We start from the raw sequence: 17,562 nt of genomic DNA, 5'->3' as shown, positions 1-17,562 counted from the left end.
CCGCTATGCCCGTGTCCATGGCTATATAAGGTAGGGCCGTTAACCGTCTATCGTAATGGGTGTACGAAAAACATCACCGCAACGGGTGAATGTTTTGCGTCGGGCGATGGTCACAGCTTTGCTCGATTGTCTTCATGCGGCCAGTTCCAGCCGCTCTCGTCGTCAGGAATCCTCCATGCGTTTTTTCAGATCATTGTTTGTGGGTTGTCTGTCCCTGGTCAGCCTGGCGAGTCATGCCGAAACGGTCAAAAGCCTTTATCAGGTGCGCGAGCCCGTCACCAGCCAATCACCCGATGAGCGTGATCAGGCTACCCAGCGCGCGCTCGACACCCTGGTGTTGCGTCTGACTGGCGATGCAAAGGCCGTGCAGAGTCCCGGTCTGGCCGACATCCGCAAAGACCCGCAACAGATCATCAGTCAGTACGGTTTCGAAGCCGGCCCGCCGGAAGTACTGAAGGTCGATTTCGACCCGGCCAGCACCGGGCAGGCACTGCGCCGCGCCGGGCTGTCGTTGTGGGGGGCGAATCGGCCATCGATCCTGACCTGGTGGTTGAATGACTCAACCGAAGGTTCGAGCCTGGTGGGCGATGGCCAGGCCAGTGCCGAGCCGCTGCGGCGCGCCGCTCAGCACCGGGGGTTGCCGCTGCGTCTGCCGCTGGCGGACCTGAGCGAGCAACTGGTCGCCACGGCACCGAATCTCGAAGGAACGGATGCTGCCCCGTTGCGCGAGGCATCGGATCGTTACAACGCCGATGCCCTGCTGGCAGTGCATGCCCGTGAAGAGGGTGGGCAGTGGCAAGCCAAGTGGCACCTGTGGCTGGGCGATCAGAAGGAGGCGGGCAGTGTCCAGGGCGCGGATCAGGCCGCCGTGGCGGATGCGGTGATGCTGGCGGTCAATCAGCGGCTGGCGCCGCGGTTTGTGGTCAAGCCGGGGGCTTCGGGCGAGCAATTGCTGGAAGTGCAGGGCATGAGCCTGGAACGTTACGCGACGCTTGGGCGTTTGCTGGAGCCCTTTGGTGCGCGCCTGGTGAATGTCGACGCTGACCGGATTCTGTACCGGGTCAATGGCAGTGCAGAGCAATTGCGCTCGCAGTTGTCACTGGCGAAGTTGCAGGAGGTCGCGGCGGGTGAGGCGCCTGCGCCGGCTCCGGTGACGCCTGTGCAACCTGCGGCCGAAGGTGCGACGCCTGTCGTGGCGCCTGCGCCGGCCCCGGTGCCGCAGTTGCGTTTCCGTTGGTAAGGTTTTCTTTCTTTATATAAATGCAGATGGAGTGGTACATGGCCGATACGCGGCGTTGGTTCTGGTTGGGTGGAGTGGTTCTGCTCTGCGCGTTTATCTGGCTGTTGCATCCGATTTTGACGCCATTCCTGGTGGCGCTGCTGCTGGCGTACCTGTTCGACCCGCTGGTGGATCGGCTGGAAAAGGCCGGGTTGTCCCGGACCTGGGGCGTGGTGGCGGTGTTTGCGCTGTTTACGCTGATCTTCACCACGTTGCTGCTGGTGCTGGTGCCCATGCTCGCCAAGCAGTTGTTTCGCTTGTACGAGCTGGCACCGCAGATGCTCGACTGGTTGCAGCACACCGCGCTGCCGTGGGCGCAATCGAAGTTCGGGCTGTCGGACGGCTTCTGGAAATTCGACAAGGTGAAGTCCGCCATCAGCGAACACATGGGGCAGACCACCGACATCGTTGGCGTGGTCTTGAGCCAGGCGACCGCTTCCAGCCTGGCGTTGATCGGTTGGCTGGCCAACCTGGTGCTGATCCCGGTGGTGAGTTTCTACCTGCTGCGTGACTGGGACCTGATGATGGCCAAGATCCGCAGCCTGTTGCCGCGTGATCGCGAAGAGCGCGTCGTCAGCCTGGCGGGCGAATGCCATGAAGTGCTGGGTGCGTTCGTGCGCGGGCAGTTACTGGTGATGGTGGCGCTGGGGGTGATCTATGCCGCCGGCCTGATGCTGGTCGGGCTGGAGCTGGGGCTGTTGATCGGGCTGATCGCCGGCCTGGCGGCCATTGTGCCGTACATGGGGTTTGTCATCGGGATTGGGGCGGCGCTGATTGCCGGTCTGTTTCAGTTCGGCGGCGATTTGTATCCCATGATCGGCATCGTCGCGGTGTTCATGGTCGGGCAGGCGCTCGAGGGCATGGTGCTCACGCCGTTGCTGGTGGGGGATCGCATTGGCCTGCACCCGGTGGCGGTGATCTTCGCCATCCTGGCTGGCGGCGAGCTGTTCGGGTTCACCGGGGTGCTGCTGGCGCTGCCGGTGGCCGCCGTGATCATGGTGCTGGTGCGCCACGTGCATGATTTGTACAAGGATTCGGATATGTACAGCGGTATCGATGATCCTGAACTCTAGCGTCCTTCAATGATCGGTTGGGGGTGGCCCGGTGCGCAGCCGGGCTGGGGCCCCATCCCTTGCGCTGCGGTCACATGCGCCGCCATCGACGCGTTCGTCAAAGCGGCGCAATTACGCAAACCTTTGATTTTGCTTATGGTCTGTCGCATTGTGCGGTCAGCGTCACGGGTATAAACTTCGCAAACTTTACACAGAGGCCACTAACGGTTCATTTGGAACTGTTCAGTCAGCATGAAACCGATTCAGCTGCCCCTAGGTGTGCGTCTGCGTGATGACGCCACCTTTATCAACTACTACCCAGGCGCCAATGCCGCTGCACTCGGCTATGTCGAGCGACTTTGCGAAGCCGACGCCGGCTGGACCGAAAGCCTGATTTACCTGTGGGGCAAGCATGGGGTAGGGCGCACGCATCTGTTGCAGGCGGCCTGCCTGCGCTTCGAACAGATGGGGGAGCCGGCAGTCTATCTGCCGTTGGCCGAGCTGCTGGATCGCGGGGTCGAAATCCTCGACAACCTCGAACAATACGAACTGGTCTGCCTGGACGATCTGCAGGTAGTTGCCGGGCGTGCGGATTGGGAAGAGGCGCTGTTTCATCTGTTCAACCGTCTGCGTGACAGTGGACGGCGCCTGCTGATCGCGGCATCGACCTCCCCACGTGAATTGCCGGTGAAGCTGGCCGACCTCAAGTCGCGCCTGACCCTGGCCCTGATCTTCCAGATGCGCCCCCTGTCCGACGAAGACAAATTGCGCGCCTTGCAGTTGCGCGCTTCCCGTCGCGGCCTGCACCTGACCGATGAAGTCGGGCATTTCATCCTGACCCGTGGCACTCGCAGCATGAGTGCGCTGTTCGACCTTCTCGAGCAGCTCGACCAAGCCTCCCTTCAAGCCCAGCGCAAGCTGACCATCCCGTTCCTGAAAGAGACGCTGGGCTGGTAAGGCCCCCGTTTTCCGCGACTTTCGGCATATTTCAGGCGCCAGTAAACCCGCATTCCTATGGGGTACAGGCTGCGCAGGCGTCTAAATGGGGCTTAAGCGCTTAGATGTTAACGGGAAAACGAAAAGTCACAAAAGTTTCGATTGAATTTGCAAATGAGGTTGATAGCGGGCATAGTCTCGGCTTCTTTACAACTATCAGCCACGGTCGTGCCCATGCTAAAGCGCTTCGCACCCCTCGTGCCTCTCGCACTCGTTACCCTGCTGTTCGGTTGCGCTGCTCACTCTCCAGTGTCCGAGCAGGCTCCACAACAGCAGGTCAGCAACAATTCGGTCACTGCACAATCTTCGTCCCAGCGTTTCCAGCAAGAACTGGAAACCGACAAGGAACTGGCCAACTTCGCCGACGGCAAGTCGTATCAGCTTCCAGTGCTGGCGGACAGCATCCTCGAGCGCGGCATGTCCCTGATCGGTACCCGTTACCGTTTCGGCGGCACCTCCGAGGCCGGCTTCGATTGCAGTGGTTTCATCGGTTACCTGTTTCGTGAAGAGGCTGGCATGAACCTGCCCCGTTCGACTCGCGAAATGATCAACGTCGATGCGCCTCTGGTGTCCCGCAGCGCACTCAAGCCGGGCGACCTGCTGTTCTTCGCTACCAACGGTCGTCGCGGTCGTGTCAGTCACGCCGGGATCTACCTGGGCGACAACCAGTTCATCCACTCCAGCAGCCGCAAGAGCGGTGGTGTGCGGGTCGACAGCCTGGGCGACAGCTACTGGAGCAAGACCTTCATCGAAGCCAAGCGCGCACTCGCCATGGCGCCGACCGTGGTCACCGCTCGCAAGTAATACTGCATGGGTCGCCACTTTCGGTGGTGACCCAGGCTTCTCCGCAAGGGAGTAGCCGGACAGGTTACATGGTGAACTTAAAGTCTTACTTGAAGTTTGCCCCATAGGCGCTAGAATCTGATCCATTATTGATGGCAAACCGCCTGCGTTCTGCGCAGGCGGTTTTCTTTTCTGCCGATCGGGCAGAAAAAAGCCGCAGCCAGATCAGGATGTTCTGCTTATGACGATGTCGGCCCGCCTCACACTCATAGTCCTCGCCGCGCTGCTCAGTGCCTGCGCCAGTCGCACGCCGCCCGCTCCGGTCGTCCGTGCACCTATCGTCTTCAGTTCCCCGCAGCCGTCTTCACCCGAGGCCGAGGACGTGTTGTTTCGCGCGTTGGGCCTGGTGGGCACGCCTTATCGCTGGGGCGGCAACACGCCGGACTCCGGGTTCGATTGCAGCGGCCTGATCGGTTACGTCTACCGCGACGCCGCCGGCATTTCCCTGCCACGCACCACCCGTGAAATGATCAGCATGCAGGCGGCCGACGTCGGCAAGGAGGGCCTGCAAAGTGGTGACCTGGTGTTCTTCGCCACCAATGGCGGTTCCCAAGTCAGCCATGCCGGGATCTATGTCGGCGAAGGTCGTTTCGTCCATGCCCCGGCCACGGGCGGCACTGTGAAGCTCGACAGCTTGTCCAAGGCTTATTGGCAGAAGGCTTACCTCAGCGCCAAGCGCGTCCTGCAACCCGAGCATCTGGCGCGCAACCCCTAGTCCGAAGAGGTTGTCATGACCGCTCGCACGCTCAATCTCGATGATGCCCTGTATCAATACCTGCTCGACGTCTCCCTGAGGGAGACGCCGCTGCTCAAGCGCTTGCGTGACGAAACCCAGGCGCTGCCCATGGCGCGCTGGCAGGTGGCGCCGGAGCAGGGGCAGTTCCTCGCATTGCTGGTCAGGCTCATGGGGGCCAGGCGTTTACTGGAGGTCGGCACCTTCACCGGTTACAGCGCCCTGTGCATGGCCGCCACATTGCCGGAGGACGGTTCCCTGATCTGTTGCGACGTGCCCGGTGACTACAACGCTACTGCGCGGCGTTACTGGCAGGAAGCGGGGCTCGCCGCACGGATTGACCTGCGCCTGGCACCCGCGCTGCAAACCCTGGCGGGGCTGAACGAGCCGGGGCAGTTCGATTTGATTTTCATCGATGCCGACAAGGCCAATTACCCCCACTACCTGGAGCATGCCCTGCGCTTGTTGCGCGTGGGTGGCCTGGCGGTGTTCGACAATACGCTCTGGAGTGGGCGGGTGCTCGAACAGGCGCCCGATAGCGCCGACACCCGAGCCATCCAGGCGCTCAATCGCGCACTGAAGGATGACTCGCGCGTGGATCTGTCGCTGCTGCCGCTGGGAGACGGGCTCACCCTCTGCCGTAAACGCTGAAGGTTCTGGCGGCCTCGGCCTCATCGAAGCGAGCCGGCGCTCGAATGTAATCGGTCAGTGGCCGCAGGGCTGGCGGGCGCACCGCTATCGTGAGCAAGCCCGCCTTGTCGCTTGCAGCATCGCCTCTACTTGACCGCCGACACCCGCCACACCTTGTTCCCCACATCATCGGCCACCAGCAGATCGCCCTGGCGGTCAATGACCACGCCAACCGGCCGCCCCATGGCTTCCTCCTTGTCATTGAGGAAACCGGTGAGCACATCAATCGGTGCGCCGTTCGGTTTGCCGGCGCTGAAGGGCACGAATATCACCTTGTAGCCACTGTGCGGCTTGCGGTTCCACGAGCCGTGCTGACCAATGAACGCGCCTTCCTTGAACTGCGCCGGCAGCGTGTTGCCTTCGGCAAACGTCAGGCCCAGCGAAGCAGTATGTGGGCCGACCGCGTAGTCCGGTGCGATGGCCTTGGCGACCAGGTCCGGGTTTTGCGGCTGGACACGCACGTCGACGTGCTGACCGTAATAACTGAACGGCCAGCCATAGAAGGCACCGTCCTTGACGGAGGTGATGTAGTCCGGGACCAGGTCGCTGCCAATTTCATCGCGCTCGTTGACCGCTGTCCACAGGGCGCCGCTCTGTGGTTCCCAGGCCATGCCATTGGGGTTGCGCAGGCCCGAGGCGAAGATCCGGTGATTGCCGGTGGCGCGGTCCACTTCCCAGATCGCGGCGCGGCCTTCTTCCTTGTCCATGCCGTTTTCGGCGACGTTGCTGTTGGAGCCTACGGTGACGTACAGCTTGCTGCCGTCCTTGCTGGCGATGACGTTTTTGGTCCAGTGGTGATTCAGCGTGCCGCCGGGCAGGTCCGCCACTTTGATCGGCTGCGACTTGATCGCCGTGTCGCCCTCTTCATAGTGGAAACGCAACAGGCGGTCGGTGTCGGCGACGTACAGGTCAGTGCCGACCAGGGTCATGCCGAAGGGTGAATTGAGGTTTTCCAGGAACACCGTGCGGGTTTCGGCGATGCCGTCGTGGTCCTTGTCCCGCAACAGGGTGATCCGGTTCGGGCTGGGAACGCCGGCGCCGGCGCGGCTCATGACTTTCTCGGTGATCCAGCCTTTGATGCCTTTGCCGTCATCGGGTTTGGGCGGTGCGTTGGTTTCGGCGACCAGCACGTCGCCGTTGGGCAGCACGTACAACCAGCGCGGATGATCGAGGCCTTCAGCAAACGCGGCCACCTGAGTGCCTGTCGCCGCCGTGGGTTTTGTGCCGTTCGGCCAGCCGATGGCCGGGGCGATGTTCATCGTCGGGATCAGGGTCTTGTTCGGCTCCGGCAACTGGGGTGACGGGCCGGTGCCGTCGGAGACTTGCAGGCTGGAGGTTTCACCGCAGGCGGTGAGCCCTCCGGCGAGTGCGATGACGAAAACGAGCTGAGGCTTGCGCATACTGATCTTCCCTTTGGATGCAGTGATCTGATCAGTAGAGAAGCGCAAGCCCGTGATGGTTCAACCGTTCAGCCGCGGGCCTCCTTGAGCAGCACGGCGATGCCGGGATGGTAGTTGCCCGCTTCGTTGTGCAACTTGCGGTAGGCATAGGGGAAATACCAGGCCACGGCGCAGGTGTTTTCCTTCTGCAGGTCGTCGACCATGTCCTGAAGCTCTTCCGGCGTGGCACCGTGCTGGGCCTTTTGTGGCGCCACGAACAGGCAGCCCAGTTTCAGGTCGCTGCTGTAGCTGATGCGCTTGGCGTCGCTGGTGATTTCTGCCAGCGCCTGTGTCAGGTTCAGTCCGTTGACCCGTGGCCAGCGCTGGGTCGCTTGAAGATAGGCGCGCGCCTCGCTCGAGGCGATGAGCAGGTCGGCGCGGGCGTTGCGTTCGCCGTCTTCGATCTGTTTGCGGGTCTGGGTGTTTTGCAGGGTGACCATTTCGGCCATCCAGGCAGCGGCCGAGAGCACGCCAAGGTTGGCTTTTTCGTCGTACCAGTAAGGCGTGTCGTTATCGCCGCGCACGGCGTTGTAGCGGTCAATACAGTCAAACCAGCGTTCCAGCAGCGGGCGCAGGAATTCCAGTCGCGGATTGCTGATGATCATGCCTTGCATGGGGCTCACCCTTGTTCTTGTGATGTGGGGTTGTGGCTCTTTGATATCACTGCTGGAAGTGTGGCACAAGATTGGCGTCACTTTATTGATCAGCGGCAGTTATTCGCCCATCGGCGTCCCGGCTTTAATTGACGCTCCATTCCCAACCCTCTAACCTTCGCGGCTTGTTTCAGGTGCTCTATGACCCTGGTTGATAGAGTGAAACAGGGAAGCCGGTGAGTGCGTGCGTTCAACTGATGAGCGACCACGATCCCGGCGCTGCCCCCGCAACGGTAAATGAGTGAACGCTGCGCTTTGAGCCACTGTGTCGATCGCGACATGGGAAGGCGCGCAGTCAGGTGTCATGCCGCTCATGAGCCCGGAGACCGGCCTGATTCAATCCAGCGGCATCACGGTGGGCGATGCCAGGCTTCTTGCCGTCTGTTTTTGCGCCTGCCCGCCGTTATCCAGCCTCAACGGAGAGCTCCCATGACTGATACTCCTGATCGTGACGAACGCCACCTGGCGCGCATGCTGCGTAAAAAAGCCGTGATCGACGAACGCATCGCCAACTCGCCGAACGAATGCGGCCTGCTGTTGGTGCTGACCGGCAACGGCAAAGGCAAAAGCAGCTCGGCGTTCGGCATGCTCGCCCGTTCCATGGGGCACGGCATGCAGTGCGGCGTGGTGCAATTCATCAAGGGCCGCAACAGCACGGGCGAAGAATTGTTTTTCCGTCGTTTCCCGGAGCAGGTGCGTTTCCATGTGATGGGCGAAGGCTTTACCTGGGAAACCCAGGATCGCCAGCGCGACATCGCCGCGGCCGAAGCCGCGTGGGCGGTGTCCCGCGAACTGCTGCGCGATCCGGCGATTGGCCTGGTGGTGCTGGACGAACTGAACATCGCCCTCAAGCATGGCTACCTTGACCTCGACCAGGTGCTCAGCGACCTGCAGGCGCGTCCGCCGATGCAGCATGTGGTGGTGACCGGCCGCGGCGCCAAGCCGGAGATGATCGAGCTGGCTGACACCGTCACGGAAATGGGCATGATCAAGCACGCCTTCCAGGCCGGGATCAAAGCGCAAAAGGGCGTCGAATTGTGAGTGAGCCACGTCATTGCCCGGCGGTATTGATTGCCGCGCCGGCCTCCGGCCAGGGCAAGACCACCGTCACCGCCGCACTGGCCCGTCTGCACCGCAATCAGGGGCGCAAGGTGCGTGTGTTCAAGTGCGGTCCGGACTTTCTCGACCCGATGATCCTCGAGCGCGCCAGTGGCGCGCCGGTGTATCAACTGGACATGTGGATGGTCGGCGAGCAGGAAAGTCGTCGCCTGTTGTGGGAAGCGGCCGCCGAAGCGGACCTGATTCTCATCGAAGGTGTCATGGGCCTGTTCGACGGCACGCCGTCCAGCGCCGACCTGGCGCGGCATTTCGGTGTGCCGGTGCTCGGGGTGATCGACGGCACGGCGATGGCGCAGACCTTCGGCGCCCTGGCGTTGGGCCTGGCGAAGTATCAGGCGGACCTGCCGTTCGCCGGCGTATTGGCCAACCGGGTCGGCACCTTGCGCCATGCGCAATTGCTGGAAGGCAGCCTGACCGAAGGTTTGCGCTGGTACGGCGCTTTGTCCCGGGAAACCGGGATCGAGCTGCCGAGCCGCCACCTCGGCCTGGTCCAGGCCAGCGAGCTGAACGACCTCGACCTGCGCCTCGATGCCGCCGCCGAGGCGTTGGCCAGCAGTTGCGAGGTCGCGCTGCCGCCCGCCGTGGCATTCGCTGCGCCCGAGGTATTCGTCGCCGAGCCGTTGCTGGCCGGTGTGCGCATTGCCGTGGCGCGCGACGAAGCGTTCGCGTTCACGTACGGCGCCAGCCTGGATCTGTTGCGGGCCATGGGAGCCCAATTGTCCTTTTTCTCGCCGATCCGCGACACGCAACTGCCCCCGGCCGACAGCCTCTATCTGCCGGGTGGTTACCCGGAGCTGCACCACGTGGCGCTGGCGCAAAACACCCCGATGCTCGATGCGATCCGCGCTCACCACGCAGCGGGCAAGCCGTTGCTGGCCGAGTGTGGCGGCATGTTGTACCTGCTCGATTCGCTGACCGATGTCGAGGGCACTCGCGCTGAGCTGGTGGGCTTGCTGGCGGGGCATGCCGTGATGCAGAAACGCCTGGCGGCGCTGGCGTTGCAGGCGGTCGAGTTGCCGGAAGGTTCACTGCGCGGACACACCTACCATCATTCGTTGACCACCACCGAACTGACGCCGATTGCACGTGGCCTGAGCCCGAACGGCGGGCGCGGCGCAGAGGCGGTTTTTCGTGAGGGGCGGATGACCGCCTCTTATGTGCATTTTTACTTTCCATCGAATCCCTCGGCCGTGGCCGCGCTGTTTGCGCCGGACCGTGAGAACGATTTCGCGAGCCAGCCTGCTGCCACAATGGATCATCCCGCCCCTGAGGCAGCGAGTCTGCTCGCGAAGCGGCCATGAGCGACAACGCCTTCTCCGAGGACGAACGCGCGGCCGTCTATCGAGCCATCGCCGAACGCCGTGACATGCGCCATTTCAGCGGCGGCACCGTCGAACCTGCGCAATTGAGGCGCCTGCTCGAAGCCGCGCACCAGGCGCCCAGCGTCGGCCTGATGCAGCCCTGGCGGTTTATCCGCATCAGCGATCGCCACCTGCGCGGCCAGATCCAGTCGCTGGTGGAGGAGGAGCGCGTGCGTACGGCGCAAGCCCTCGGCGAGCGCAGCGACGAGTTCATGAAGCTGAAAGTCGAAGGGATCAACGATTGCGCCGAGGTGCTGGTTGCCGCGTTGATGGACGATCGCGAACGGCATATTTTCGGTCGCCGCACGCTGCCGGAAATGGACATGGCTTCATTGTCCTGCGCGATCCAGAACCTGTGGCTGGCCTCCCGTGCCGAAGGGCTCGGCATGGGCTGGGTCTCGTTGTTCGAACCGCAGGCACTGGCCGACCTGCTGGGTTTGCCCGCCGGGGCCAAACCCCTGGCGATCCTGTGCCTGGGACCGGTCAAGGCGTTCTATACGGCGCCGATGCTGGTCCTCGAAGGTTGGGCGCAGGAGCGTCCGCTCAGCGAATTGCTGTATGAAAATTTTTGGGGAGTGAGTCAATGAGTGTGGCGTTGTTGAGTGTCGCCGCCGTGGCGCTGGATGCGCTGCTCGGTGAACCCAGGCGCTGGCATCCGCTGGTGGCGTTCGGTCGTTTTGCCGATCGCATCGAACAACGTTTCAATGGCGGTGGCCGTGGCTGGCGCAGCCACGGTGTCACGGCCTGGGTCATTGCGGTCATACCGCTGACCCTGCTGGCCACGGCGTTTTCCTGGGCGCCTTATGTCGGTTGGATCGTCGAGATTGTTGCGCTGTATTGCGCCCTCGGCCTGCGCAGTCTGGGTGAACACGTCGAGCCGGTAGCCAAGGCTTTGCGCAGTGACGATCTGGAATTGGCGCGCCAGCGGGTCGGGTATCTGGTCAGTCGCCAGACCAGCGAACTGGACTCGACCGAAGTCGCCCGTGCCGCCACCGAGTCGGTCCTGGAAAACGGCAGCGACGCGGTGTTCGCCGCCTTGTTCTGGTTTGTCGTGGCCGGGGCGCCCGGTGTGGTGCTCTACCGCTTGAGCAACACGCTGGACGCGATGTGGGGCTATCGCAACGAACGCTTCGAACGTTTCGGCTGGGCGGCGGCGAAGATCGACGACGTGCTCAACTATATTCCGGCCCGGCTGGTGGCCTTGACGTATGCGCTGCTGGGTAACACCCGACTCGCGTTGAAGTGCTGGCGCACGCAAGGCCCGACCTGGGACAGCCCGAACGCCGGCCCGGTCATGGCGGCGGGTGCCGGGGCGCTCGGGGTCGAGTTGGGTGGGGCGGCGATTTATCACGGTGAACTGCACCAGCGCCCGCCATTGGGCGAAGGTGTGCCGGCGGATGCCGACGCCATTGATCGAGGCTGGCAATTGGTCCAGCGCGGGGTATGGTTATGGCTGCTGATTCTGTGCGTGGGGGCTGAATTTTATGCTTGAACACGGTGGACGGTTGCGCAAGGCGGCGCTCGAATACGGGATTGCCGAAGCCGATTGGCTCGACCTGTCCAGCGGCCTCGCGCCCTGGCCATTTGCGGTCCCGGAGATTGCACTGCGTGCCTGGGCGCGGTTGCCGGAAACCGATGACGGTCTGGAGCAGGCTGCCTGCGAGTACTACGGCACCGCGCAGGTACTGCCGGTGGCGGGCTCGCAAATGGCGATCCAGTTGCTGCCGCGCCTGCGTCGCGCAGGCAAGGTCGGTGTGCTGTCGCCGTGTTACGCCGAGCATGCGCAAGCCTGGCGCCGCAGTGGCTATATCGTGCGCGAAGTGGTGGAGCAGGAAGTCGACTTTTTCATCGACAGCCTCGATGTGCTGGTGGTGGTCAATCCCAACAATCCGACCGGCCTGCACCTGACCCCGGAGCGTCTGCTCGACTGGCATTCCCGGCTGGCCCAGCGCGGCGGCTGGCTGGTCGTGGACGAAGCGTTCATGGACAACACGCCGCACCTGAGCCTGGCCCCCTTTGCCCATCGGGTCGGTCTCGTGGTGCTGCGTTCATTCGGCAAATTCTTTGGTCTGGCCGGTGTGCGCCTGGGATTTGTCCTGGCCGAGCGCAAGTTGCTCAAGTTGCTCGCCGAACAGGTCGGGCCCTGGGCTGTCAGCGGACCGACGCGGGTGCTGGGCCAGGCTTGCCTGCGGGATACCGAGGGCCATGCCCGGCAACGCCAACGCAGCGAAGTGGCCAGTGAGCGGTTGGCGACGTTGCTGGAAAAATACGCTTTCAAACCTCAGGGCGGTTGTGCCCTGTTTCAGTGGCTGAGCACCCAGCGCGCCGAAGAACTGTATGAATTCATGGCCCGGCGCGGCATTCTGCTGCGCTTGTTTACCCACAACAGCAGCGTGCGGTTCGGCCTGCCGGGCGAAGAAGCCGACTGGCTGCGCCTCGATCAGGCATTCGACGCCTTTGCCAAGGAAGTGCCATGACCACGTTGATGGTGCAGGGCACGACGTCCGACGCAGGTAAAAGCACCCTGGTGACGGCGCTGTGCCGTTGGGTCACGCGCCAGGGTGTCGGCGTCGTGCCGTTCAAGCCGCAGAACATGGCGCTCAACAGTGCCGTGACGGCCGACGGGGGCGAGATCGGTCGGGCACAGGCCGTGCAGGCCCAGGCGGCCTACCTGGAACCGCACACCGATATGAACCCGGTGCTGCTCAAGCCCAACAGCGACACCGGGGCCCAAGTGATCATTCATGGCCGCGCGGTCACGACGATGAACGCGGTGGCGTACCACGACTACAAAGCCATCGCGCTGCAAGCGGTACTGGCTTCGCACCAGCGTCTGAGCACGGCGTACCCGGTGGTCATGGTCGAAGGCGCGGGCTCGCCCGCAGAGATCAACCTGCGTGCCGGCGACATTGCCAACATGGGCTTCGCCGAAGCGGTGGACTGTCCGGTGCTGCTGATTGCCGATATCAACCGTGGCGGGGTATTCGCCCATCTGGTGGGTACGCTGGAACTGCTGTCAGCGAGTGAGCAGGCGCGGGTCAAAGGCTTCATCATCAATCGTTTTCGCGGTGACCTCGCCTTGCTCCAACCGGGGCTCGACTGGCTGGAGGCGCGCACCGGCAAACCGGTGATCGGCGTCTTGCCTTATGTGATGGACCTGCATCTGGAGGCCGAGGACGGCATCGATCAACGCCAGACCGTCAAGTCCGACCAGGTGCTGAAAGTCGTGGTGCCGGTGTTGCCGCGCATCAGCAACCACACCGATTTCGATCCGCTGCGCCTGCACCCGCAAGTGGACCTGCAGTTCATTGGTCCTGGCCAGGCGATTCCCGCCGCCGACCTGATCATTCTTCCCGGATCGAAAAGTGTGCGCAGCGATCTTGCGTACCTTCGCGGCAGTGGCTGGGACACCGCCATCGCCCGCCATCTGCGCTACGGCGGAAAAGTGCTGGGGATCTGCGGCGGTCTGCAGATGCTTGGCGAACAGGTGCACGATCCCCTGGGCCTCGAAGGCGCGCCGGGATCCAGTGCGGGCCTGGGCTTGCTGGCATTCGAAACCCGGCTGGAGGCGGACAAGCAACTGCGCAACGTGCGCGGGCGCCTGGCGCTGGAGAATGCCGAGGTCAGCGGCTATGAAATTCATGCCGGTGTGACCACCGGGCCTGGTCTTGCACAGGCTGCGGTGCACCTGGACGACGGGCGCTGCGATGGCGCGCAAAGTGACGACGGGCAGATTTTTGGCACCTATCTGCATGGTCTGTTCGAGTCCCCGGCGGCGTGCGGTGCACTGTTGCGTTGGGCCGGTTTGCAAAATGTGCAGGCAGTGGATTACCACGGGCTGCGCGAGCGGGATATCGAGCGCCTGGCGGATCTGGTGGAACAGCATCTGGATACCGAACTGTTGCGTCGGCTCTGTGGGATTTGATGGGGTGTCGAGCGGCGCTTTCGCCTCACCGAAGAGTTAAGGAATGAACCATGCTCCAACTGATCCTCGGCGGCGCCCGCTCCGGCAAGAGCCGCCTGGCCGAGAAGCTTGCAGTCGACACCGGCCTGGCCGTGACCTACATCGCCACCAGCCAGCCCCTGGACGGTGAAATGAATGAGCGGGTGGCCCATCATCGTGCCCGTCGTCCGGCGGAGTGGGGGCTGATCGAAGAGCCTGTGCAACTCGCCCGGGTCCTGCAGGAAAACGCCCGTGCCGACCGTTGCCTGCTGGTGGACTGCCTGACCTTGTGGATGACCAATCTGTTGATGCTCGACGACGCTGGACGCCTGACACGCGAACGCGAAGCGCTGCTCGACTGCCTGGCGCAACTGCCGGGTGAAATCGTTTTTGTCAGCAACGAGACCGGAATGGGTGTCGTGCCGCTGGGCGAATTGACTCGCCGTTATGTCGATGAAGCCGGCTGGCTGCATCAAGCGCTGGCTGAACGTTGCCAGCGCGTGGTGCTGACCGTCGCCGGCTTGCCCCTGACTTTGAAAGGAACTGCGTTATGACTCAATCCTGGTGGCTGAACCCTTGCCAACCGATCGACACCCAAGCCGTCGAACAGGCGCAGGCACGCCAACAGCAACTGACCAAACCCGCCGGTTCACTCGGCCGTCTGGAGTCGCTGGCCGTGCAATTGGCCGGCCTGCAAGGGCAGGTCAAGCCGAACCTGGATCAGGTGTGGATCGCCATTTTTGCCGGTGACCACGGGGTGGTGGCCGAAGGTGTGTCGGCGTTTCCCCAGGAAGTGACCGGCCAGATGCTGCTCAATTTCGTCAGCGGTGGTGCGGCGATCAGTGTACTGGCGCGCCAACTCGGTGCCCGCCTTGAAGTGGTCGACCTCGGCACGGTGACGCCGACGCTGAACTTGCCGGGTGTGCGCCACTTGAACATCGGTGCGGGCACCGCGAATTTTGTCCAGGGATCGGCCATGACACGGGCCCAGGGTGAACTCGCCTTGCAGGCCGGTCGCGACAGCGCGTTGCGGGCCGTTGCGGCAGGGGCACAGTTGTTCATTGGCGGCGAGATGGGCATTGGCAACACCACGGCAGCCAGTGCGCTGGCCTGTGCCTTGCTCGATTGCCCGGTCGGGCACCTGACGGGGCCGGGCACTGGCCTGGACCCTGCGGGGGTCAATCACAAGGCGCAGGTCATCGAACGGGCATTGGCCTTGCACGGGGCGCAGCGCAGCGATGCATTGCAGACCCTGTTCAACCTCGGCGGTTTTGAAATTGCCGCACTGGTTGGCGCGTACCTGGCGTGCGCCCAGGAAGGGGTGGCGGTGCTGGTGGACGGGTTCATCTGCAGCGTCGCCGCGTTGCTGGCGGTGCGCTTGAACCCTCAGGCTCGCCAGTGGCTGCTGTTCGGGCATCGTGGTGCCGAGCCGGGTCATCGTCATGTGCTCGAAACCCTGGCGGCCGAACCGGTGCTGGAACTGGGCTTGCGGTTGGGTGAGGGCAGCGGTGCGGCCCTGGCTGTGCCGGTGTTGCGTCTGGCTTGCGACCTGCACGGGCAGATGGCGACGTTTGCCGAGGCCGCCGTGGCAGATCGTCCGGCATGAACTTGCGCCTGGACGTCTTGCGCCACGGCGAAACCGAACGCGGTGGCGGCCTGCGCGGCAGCCTCGACGATGCATTGACCGACGCCGGTTGGGCGCAGATGCACGCGGCAGTGGTCGGGCAGGGGCCGTGGGATCGGCTGGTCAGCTCGCCGTTGCAACGCTGTGCGCGGTTCGCGCAGGCGCTCGGGGCGCAACTGGGGTTGCCGGTGCAGTTGGAGTGCGATCTGCAAGAGCTGCACTTCGGTGCCTGGGAAGGGCAGAGCGCAGCGGCGTTGATGGAAACGGACGCCGAGGCGCTGGGCTTGTTCTGGGCTGATCCTTATTCGTTTACGCCGCCGCAAGGCGAGCGCGTCGAGGATTTTTCGGCGCGGGTGCTGGCGGCTGTTGCCCGGCTGCAGGCCGCCCATGCCGGTGAGCGGGTGTTGCTGATCAGTCATGGCGGCGTCATGCGTTTGCTGCTGGCCCAGGCGCGGGGATTGCCCCGTGAGCAGTTGCTCAACGTCGAGGTTGGCCATGGCGCGTTGTTTTCTCTGCAAGTCGAACCCGACATGACCCTCAAGGAAGCGATCTGATCATGTTGCCGTTCTGGATCGCCCTGCAATTTCTCAGCAGCCTGCCGGTTCGCCTGTCGGGTATGCCGGAACCCCAGGCGCTGGGGCGTTCGTTGCTCTTCTACCCGCTGGTGGGCCTGATATTTGGCTTGATCCTGTGGAGTTTGAATGCCTTGCTGGTCGGTACGCCGACGTTGCTGCACGCGGCGTTGTTGCTGAGCGCCTGGGTGTTGCTCAGCGGCGCCTTGCATCTGGATGGGCTGGCGGACAGCGCCGATGCCTGGCTGGGTGGTTTTGGTGACCGCGAACGAACGCTGACGATCATGAAGGATCCACGCAGCGGTCCCATCGCCGTGGTCACGCTGGTGCTGGTGTTGCTGCTGAAGTTCTGCGCGTTGCTGGCGCTGATCGAGCAACAGCACGCTGTATGGCTGCTGATCGTGCCACTGATGGGGCGCGCTGCGTTGTTGGGGTTGTTCCTGACCACGCCTTACGTGCGGGCGGGGGGGCTGGGCCAGGCGCTGGCCGATCATCTGCCGCGCAGTGCCGGCTGGCAGGTGCTCGGCATCAGTGCGTTGGGCTGTGTGCTGATCGCGGGGCTCAGTGGTGTCTTCGCCGTAGTGTTGGCGCTGCTGGTGTTCGTCTGGTTGCGACGGGTGATGCTGCAGCGGCTGGGCGGTACGACCGGCGATACGGCCGGGGCTTTGTTGGAACTGCTGGAAGTTGCAGTGCTGGTGGGGCTCGCCTGGGTCTGATGGTTGATGGGGTGGATGTACCGGCCCCTTCGCAAGCAGGTTCCCACAGGGATGCTTGCCGGCGAAAGCAAACCTCCGGATACTTGTAACTTGATTTAACGCACACGCGGGTATATACACGCACCATGCTCGACTCCCAATGTTTATGCATCAACCTGCGCCGCGCCGCCCGTGGCGTCAGCAGACATTACGACGGCGCTCTCGATGGCTTCGGGATCAACGTCGCCCAGTATTCTTTGCTGTGCAACCTGCAGCGTCTGAATGAACCGAGCATTTCCTCCCTGGCCGAAGCGATGGGGCTGGACCGCAGCACCCTCGGGCGCAATTTGCGGGTACTGGAGGGCGAAGGCCTGGTCACGCTGGTCGAGGGCGAAGACATGCGCAATCGCATCGTCAAGTTGACCGAGGCCGGCGCTGAACGCCTGACGGCGGCCCTGCCGGCCTGGGAGGCGGCGCAACAGCGATTGGTTGATCGCCTGGGCGCCGAAAAACGCGAAACCTTGCTGAAGCTGCTGGATGAACTGGCCTGAGGCCCGTTTGTT

19 protein-coding genes and 1 riboswitch are annotated in these 17,562 nt (G+C 63.3%); of the genes, 17 read left to right on the top strand and 2 right to left on the bottom strand.

Features of this window, described 5'->3' with window-relative positions; genetic code table 11:
• The first annotated feature begins 175 nt into the window (after nt 1–175).
• The 6 genes from ACM6IM_RS12705 (at nt 176) to ACM6IM_RS12680 (ending at nt 5,554) form a co-directional block, all read left to right on the top strand.
• Complete coding sequence (locus ACM6IM_RS12705) at nt 176–1,240, top strand: DUF2066 domain-containing protein (RefSeq protein ID WP_414865305.1); 1,065 nt, start codon at nt 176–178, stop codon at nt 1,238–1,240.
• A 38-nt stretch (nt 1,241–1,278) separates the two neighbouring features.
• On the top strand, nt 1,279–2,352 hold the full coding sequence (locus tag ACM6IM_RS12700; protein ID WP_414865304.1) for an AI-2E family transporter: 1,074 nt from the start codon (nt 1,279–1,281) through the stop codon (nt 2,350–2,352).
• A 231-nt stretch (nt 2,353–2,583) separates the two neighbouring features.
• Nucleotides 2,584–3,288: a DnaA regulatory inactivator Hda gene (gene hda, locus ACM6IM_RS12695; protein ID WP_201189661.1), complete on the top strand. Its 705-nt coding sequence runs from the start codon at nt 2,584–2,586 to the stop codon at nt 3,286–3,288.
• Between the two features lie 213 nt (nt 3,289–3,501).
• Nucleotides 3,502–4,131: a C40 family peptidase gene (locus ACM6IM_RS12690; protein ID WP_192302052.1), complete on the top strand. Its 630-nt coding sequence runs from the start codon at nt 3,502–3,504 to the stop codon at nt 4,129–4,131.
• Nucleotides 4,132–4,351: 220 nt separating this feature from the next.
• Nucleotides 4,352–4,885, top strand: a complete 534-nt coding sequence (locus ACM6IM_RS12685) for a C40 family peptidase (RefSeq protein ID WP_192302051.1) — start codon at nt 4,352–4,354, stop codon at nt 4,883–4,885.
• A 15-nt stretch (nt 4,886–4,900) separates the two neighbouring features.
• Nucleotides 4,901–5,554: an O-methyltransferase gene (locus ACM6IM_RS12680; RefSeq protein ID WP_414865303.1), complete on the top strand. Its 654-nt coding sequence runs from the start codon at nt 4,901–4,903 to the stop codon at nt 5,552–5,554.
• Between the two features lie 125 nt (nt 5,555–5,679).
• Here ACM6IM_RS12680 and ACM6IM_RS12675 read toward each other — a convergent pair whose 3' ends face one another.
• Nucleotides 5,680–6,993, bottom strand: coding sequence for a PQQ-dependent sugar dehydrogenase (locus ACM6IM_RS12675; RefSeq protein WP_192302049.1), 1,314 nt, complete (start codon nt 6,991–6,993; stop codon nt 5,680–5,682).
• Between the two features lie 68 nt (nt 6,994–7,061).
• Entirely contained in the window at nt 7,062–7,646 is a 585-nt protein-coding gene (locus ACM6IM_RS12670; protein WP_192302048.1) for a hypothetical protein, read from the bottom strand.
• Nucleotides 7,647–7,800: 154 nt separating this feature from the next.
• Nucleotides 7,801–8,035: riboswitch (cobalamin riboswitch) on the top strand.
• A gap of 79 nt (nt 8,036–8,114) precedes the next feature.
• Between ACM6IM_RS12670 and cobO the strand changes: the two genes are divergently transcribed.
• The 11 genes from cobO (at nt 8,115) to ACM6IM_RS12615 (ending at nt 17,550) form a co-directional block, all read left to right on the top strand.
• The gene (cobO, locus tag ACM6IM_RS12665) at nt 8,115–8,726 is read left to right on the top strand and encodes a cob(I)yrinic acid a,c-diamide adenosyltransferase (protein WP_192302047.1); all 612 of its coding nucleotides are present in this window, start codon (nt 8,115–8,117) and stop codon (nt 8,724–8,726) included.
• On the top strand, nt 8,723–10,105 hold the full coding sequence (locus ACM6IM_RS12660) for a cobyrinate a,c-diamide synthase (protein ID WP_414865302.1): 1,383 nt from the start codon (nt 8,723–8,725) through the stop codon (nt 10,103–10,105). The genes cobO and ACM6IM_RS12660 overlap by 4 nt, the downstream gene beginning before the upstream one ends.
• Entirely contained in the window at nt 10,102–10,752 is a 651-nt protein-coding gene (gene bluB, locus ACM6IM_RS12655) for a 5,6-dimethylbenzimidazole synthase (protein WP_414865301.1), read from the top strand. Before ACM6IM_RS12660 ends, bluB begins: the two co-directional genes overlap by 4 nt.
• Nucleotides 10,749–11,657, top strand: coding sequence for an adenosylcobinamide-phosphate synthase CbiB (gene cbiB, locus ACM6IM_RS12650; protein ID WP_192302044.1), 909 nt, complete (start codon nt 10,749–10,751; stop codon nt 11,655–11,657). Before bluB ends, cbiB begins: the two co-directional genes overlap by 4 nt.
• Nucleotides 11,650–12,642 carry a threonine-phosphate decarboxylase CobD gene (cobD, locus tag ACM6IM_RS12645; protein WP_192302043.1) on the top strand — a complete coding sequence of 331 codons (993 nt, stop codon included), beginning with the start codon at nt 11,650–11,652 and terminating at the stop codon, nt 12,640–12,642. Before cbiB ends, cobD begins: the two co-directional genes overlap by 8 nt.
• The gene (locus ACM6IM_RS12640; RefSeq protein WP_414865300.1) at nt 12,639–14,090 is read left to right on the top strand and encodes a cobyric acid synthase; all 1,452 of its coding nucleotides are present in this window, start codon (nt 12,639–12,641) and stop codon (nt 14,088–14,090) included. Before cobD ends, ACM6IM_RS12640 begins: the two co-directional genes overlap by 4 nt.
• Before the next feature lie 50 nt (nt 14,091–14,140).
• Nucleotides 14,141–14,662, top strand: a complete 522-nt coding sequence (gene cobU, locus ACM6IM_RS12635) for a bifunctional adenosylcobinamide kinase/adenosylcobinamide-phosphate guanylyltransferase (RefSeq protein WP_201189642.1) — start codon at nt 14,141–14,143, stop codon at nt 14,660–14,662.
• The gene (gene cobT / locus ACM6IM_RS12630) at nt 14,659–15,714 is read left to right on the top strand and encodes a nicotinate-nucleotide--dimethylbenzimidazole phosphoribosyltransferase (protein WP_414865299.1); all 1,056 of its coding nucleotides are present in this window, start codon (nt 14,659–14,661) and stop codon (nt 15,712–15,714) included. Before cobU ends, cobT begins: the two co-directional genes overlap by 4 nt.
• Nucleotides 15,711–16,286 (top strand): alpha-ribazole phosphatase family protein, encoded by a 576-nt coding sequence (cobC, locus tag ACM6IM_RS12625; protein WP_414865298.1) that lies wholly within the window; start codon nt 15,711–15,713, stop codon nt 16,284–16,286. The genes cobT and cobC overlap by 4 nt, the downstream gene beginning before the upstream one ends.
• A 2-nt stretch (nt 16,287–16,288) precedes the next feature.
• Entirely contained in the window at nt 16,289–17,020 is a 732-nt protein-coding gene (locus tag ACM6IM_RS12620) for an adenosylcobinamide-GDP ribazoletransferase (RefSeq protein WP_414865297.1), read from the top strand.
• Between the two features lie 125 nt (nt 17,021–17,145).
• Nucleotides 17,146–17,550 carry a MarR family winged helix-turn-helix transcriptional regulator gene (locus ACM6IM_RS12615; protein ID WP_414865296.1) on the top strand — a complete coding sequence of 135 codons (405 nt, stop codon included), beginning with the start codon at nt 17,146–17,148 and terminating at the stop codon, nt 17,548–17,550.
• Nucleotides 17,551–17,562 lie beyond the last annotated feature (12 nt).

Origin of the sequence: Pseudomonas sp. IT-P12, assembly GCF_949767465.1 — a bacterium.
Classification (GTDB): Bacteria; Pseudomonadota; Gammaproteobacteria; order Pseudomonadales; family Pseudomonadaceae; genus Aquipseudomonas.
Note: the sequence above shows the minus strand (reverse complement) of the source record. Positions and strands in the feature narration are given on the sequence as shown.